4 protein-coding genes are annotated in these 3,388 nt (G+C 69.0%); 3 read left to right on the plus strand and 1 reads right to left on the minus strand.

The window, feature by feature from the left end:
- Positions 1-188 precede the first annotated feature (188 nt).
- On the plus strand, positions 189-938 hold the full coding sequence (locus VFX99_RS15090) for a phosphoglyceromutase (RefSeq protein ID WP_329667112.1): 750 nt from the start codon (positions 189-191) through the stop codon (positions 936-938).
- A 68-nt stretch (positions 939-1,006) separates the two neighbouring features.
- Here VFX99_RS15090 and phoU read toward each other — a convergent pair whose 3' ends face one another.
- Positions 1,007-1,699, minus strand: a complete 693-nt coding sequence (phoU, locus tag VFX99_RS15095) for a phosphate signaling complex protein PhoU (RefSeq protein WP_329667113.1) — start codon at positions 1,697-1,699, stop codon at positions 1,007-1,009.
- 164 nt (positions 1,700-1,863) lie between these two features.
- On the opposite strand from phoU, the gene VFX99_RS15100 reads away from it, so the two are divergent.
- Together VFX99_RS15100 and VFX99_RS15105 are read left to right on the plus strand one after the other, a co-directional pair.
- The gene (locus VFX99_RS15100; protein WP_329667114.1) at positions 1,864-3,240 is read left to right on the plus strand and encodes a sensor histidine kinase; all 1,377 of its coding nucleotides are present in this window, start codon (positions 1,864-1,866) and stop codon (positions 3,238-3,240) included.
- A partial coding sequence (locus VFX99_RS15105) for a response regulator (RefSeq protein ID WP_329667115.1) occupies positions 3,237-3,388 on the plus strand: 152 nt, incomplete at its 3' end. The genes VFX99_RS15100 and VFX99_RS15105, both read left to right, overlap by 4 nt.

Raw genomic sequence — 3,388 nt, forward strand, 5'->3', positions numbered from 1 at the left:
TCATCGCGGCGCTGCGTCCTTTCGCCGTCGACCTCCTCACCGCCACCGGCATGTCCAGCGCCGAGGCGCGCGCCTGCGTCCCGCGGATCTGACGCGCCGCGAGATCGGAGCCGGTAGGACGGGTGGCCGGCGCCTGAGCGACCGCTGTCGGGCGCGGGACGGCAGAAGGGCGTGGATATCATGGGGCAATGACCGCGCCCTACACTCTGATCCTCCTCCGTCACGGCCAGAGCGAATGGAACAAGCTCAACCTGTTCACCGGGTGGGTGGATGTCCGGCTCAGCGAACAGGGCAAGGCCGAAGCCATCCGCGGCGGCGAGCTGATCGCCGAAGCAGGCATCCTCCCCGACGTCCTGCACACCTCGGTTCTCAGCCGGGCGATCCAGACCGCTGATCTCGCGCTCGACGCAGCTGATCGGCTGTGGATCCCGGTCAAGCGCAGCTGGCGGCTCAACGAACGTCACTACGGCGCGCTGCAGGGCAAGGACAAGGCGCAGACGCTCGACGAGTTCGGTCCGGAGCAGTTCATGCTCTGGCGCCGCTCGTTCGATGTGCCGCCGCCGCCCCTTGCCGATGACTCCGAGTTCAGCCAGGTCCACGACCCTCGCTACGCCGGCATCGACGGGGACGTTCCCCGCACCGAATCCCTCGCCCTCGTGATCGACCGGTTCCTGCCCTACTGGGAGAACGACATCGTGCCCGACCTGCGGGACGGCAAGACCGTGCTCGTCACGGCGCACGGCAACTCGCTGCGCGGACTGGTCAAGCACCTCGACGGCATCAGCGACGCGGACATCGCCGAGCTCAACATCCCCACCGGCATCCCGCTGGTCTACCGACTCGACGAGAACCTCGAGCCGCTCGGTCCGGGCGAGTACCTGGACCCGGAAGCCGCGGCCGCGGGAGCCGCCGCCGTCGCCAGCCAGGGCAAGAAGTAGCTGCTTGACTGGGAGACGCAGAGAGCGGATGACCGTCAGGGTCATCCGCTCTCGGCTTTCGCGTTGCTCTACGAAGCGGGCGTGGGCGTCGCGGTGATGATGTCGATCGAGTCGGTCTCGATGGTCCAGTCGCCGGTCGACAGGTAGACGACCTTCTTGGCGACGGAGACGGCGTGGTCGGCGAACCGCTCGTGGTACCGGCTCGCGAGCGTCGCGTCGACGGTCGCGGATGCCTCGCCCTGCCAAGTGTCGCTGAGCACCTTCTCGAAGACGCTCACGTGCAGGTCGTCGAGCTGATCGTCGTCGTTGCGGATCTCGTCGGCCAGAGCCTTGTCTTCGGTGCGAAGCAGTTCGGTGAGCTTGCGTGCGACAGCGACGTCGAGCTGACCCATCTTGATGAACGTCGACTTCAGACCCTTGGGGATGGCCCGCTCGGGGAATCGCATCCGGGTCAGCTGGGCGATGTGCTCGGCGATGTCGCCCATGCGCTCCAAGGAGGCGCTGATCCGCAGCGCGCTGACGACGATGCGCAGATCCCGGGCGACGGGCTGCTGGCGAGCGAGGATCTCGATGGCGAGCTCGTCGAGGGCGATCGCCTTCTCGTCGATGATCGCGTCCGCCTCGATGACCTCTTCGGCGAGCGCGACGTCGCTCGAACTGAACGCCCGCGTGGCTTTGTCGATGGCGATCGCGACGAGTTCGGCGATCTCGACGAGGCGTCCCTGGACGTCCTCGAGCGACTGATGGAAGACTTCGCGCATTGCAGCACCTTTCGTGTTCCGCAGCAGGCACACGCCTCGCGACCTGGCGATTGTCGCCATCGAAGGTTAACGAACGGTGCCGCGAGAGTGAATAGTATCCGCCCCGGTCCGAGCGGGGCGCCAACCGGACAGAGTCGCCGAAGCGTCGCCTCTACGCTGGATGCATGGACACGACGCAGCTTGCGCTGCTCGCCCTGCTCCTGGGGGCGATCATCGGGGGCTCCGTCTCGGCCGTGATCGTCGTGGCGATGCGCGCGCGGGATCGTGCGCGCGCCGAGACGTCGTCTGTGATCCCCGACGGGGTGCGCGGCGTTCTGCACGGCATGGATGACGCGGCTGTCGTCGTCGACACGTCCTCCACGGTGGTGGCGGCATCCGCCGCCGCCGCTCTGTTCCATCTCGCGGAGGGGAGCGTCCTCCCGTCCGACGAGCTGCGCGGCGTCGCGCGTCGCGTGCGTGCGGATGAGACCGCGGCGACCGTCACACTGCGGCTCCGCCGCGGTGCGCCGCCGGCCGAGCCGCGGCTGGTCGTGGTTCGGGCGACCCGCATCTCACCGCGGCTGACACTGCTCGTGCTGCGCGACATCACCGAACGGGAGCGCGTCGAGCAGATGCGGCGGGACTTCGTCGCGAACACGAGCCACGAGCTGAAGACGCCGGTCGGCGCCGTCAGCCTGCTGGCGGAGGCGATCGAGTCGGCGGCCGACGACCCCGACCAGGTGCGCAACTTCGCCTCACGACTGACGGCAGAGGCGTCCCGCCTGGCGCTGCTCACATCGCGCATCATGAACCTGTCGCGGCTTCAGGCGGCGGACGAGCTCACCGACGAACGCGACGTCGCCGTCGACGAGATCGTGGCATCCGCTGTCGAGGCGCACGCCATCCAGGCGGGATCGGCCGGGGTCGAGATCGTGCGCGGCGGCACCCGCGGACTGTACGTGCGAGGAGACGCGCAGATCCTGAGCGAGGCGGTCGGCAATCTGATCGCGAACGCCATCGCCTATTCCCCTCAGGGGTCCAACGTCGGCGTCGGCGTCAAAGCCGCCGACCAAGTGGTCGAGATCGCCGTGACCGACCGCGGCATCGGCATTGCCGAGGGCGATCAGGAACGCGTCTTCGAGCGGTTCTACCGCGCCGACCAGGCGCGTTCGCGCCGGACGGGCGGCACCGGCCTGGGCCTTGCGATCGTCAAGCACGCGGTGCAGCGCCACGGCGGCGAGGTGCGGCTGTGGTCGCGCCCCGGTCGCGGCTCGACCTTCACGATCCGACTGCCGCTGATCGAGCCGCCGGCCGATCAGGTGCGCCCCAAGCGTCCGAAAGCGAAGAAGAAGCGGCAGGCGCCGGCCGCCGCGCCGCAGCGGACAACCTCCTCGCAGCTGACGCCACAGCTTTCGGTGTCCCCCGAGCGGACGCCGAAACCGGCACCATCCCCGCAGGGGACGGCACCTCAGACATCGCCTGCGCCTCCGGCGCCGGAGGCGTCCCAGCCGGTGAAGCCCCGCCCCGCCGCATCCCACCCCACGAATGGAGCAACCGCATGACTCGCGTCCTGATCGTCGAGGATGAACCGGACCTCGCCGACCCACTGGCCTATCTGCTGCGACGCGAGGGGCACGAGGTCGAGATCGCCGAGGACGGCCCGAGTGCGCTCGCGGCCTTCCGTGAGCGGGGCACCGACATCGTCCTGCT

The organism is Microbacterium sp. (assembly GCF_036277215.1).
GTDB lineage: Bacteria > Actinomycetota > Actinomycetes > Actinomycetales > Microbacteriaceae > Microbacterium.

Excerpts from the sequence above, each read along its gene's own strand:
- phoU (WP_329667113.1), bottom strand. The coding sequence starts at position 1,699 with ATGCGCGAAGTCTTCCATCAGTCGCTCGAGGACGTCCAGGGACGCCTC.
- VFX99_RS15100 (WP_329667114.1), top strand. The coding sequence starts at position 1,864 with ATGGACACGACGCAGCTTGCGCTGCTCGCCCTGCTCCTGGGGGCGATC.
- VFX99_RS15090 (WP_329667112.1), top strand. The coding sequence starts at position 189 with ATGACCGCGCCCTACACTCTGATCCTCCTCCGTCACGGCCAGAGCGAA.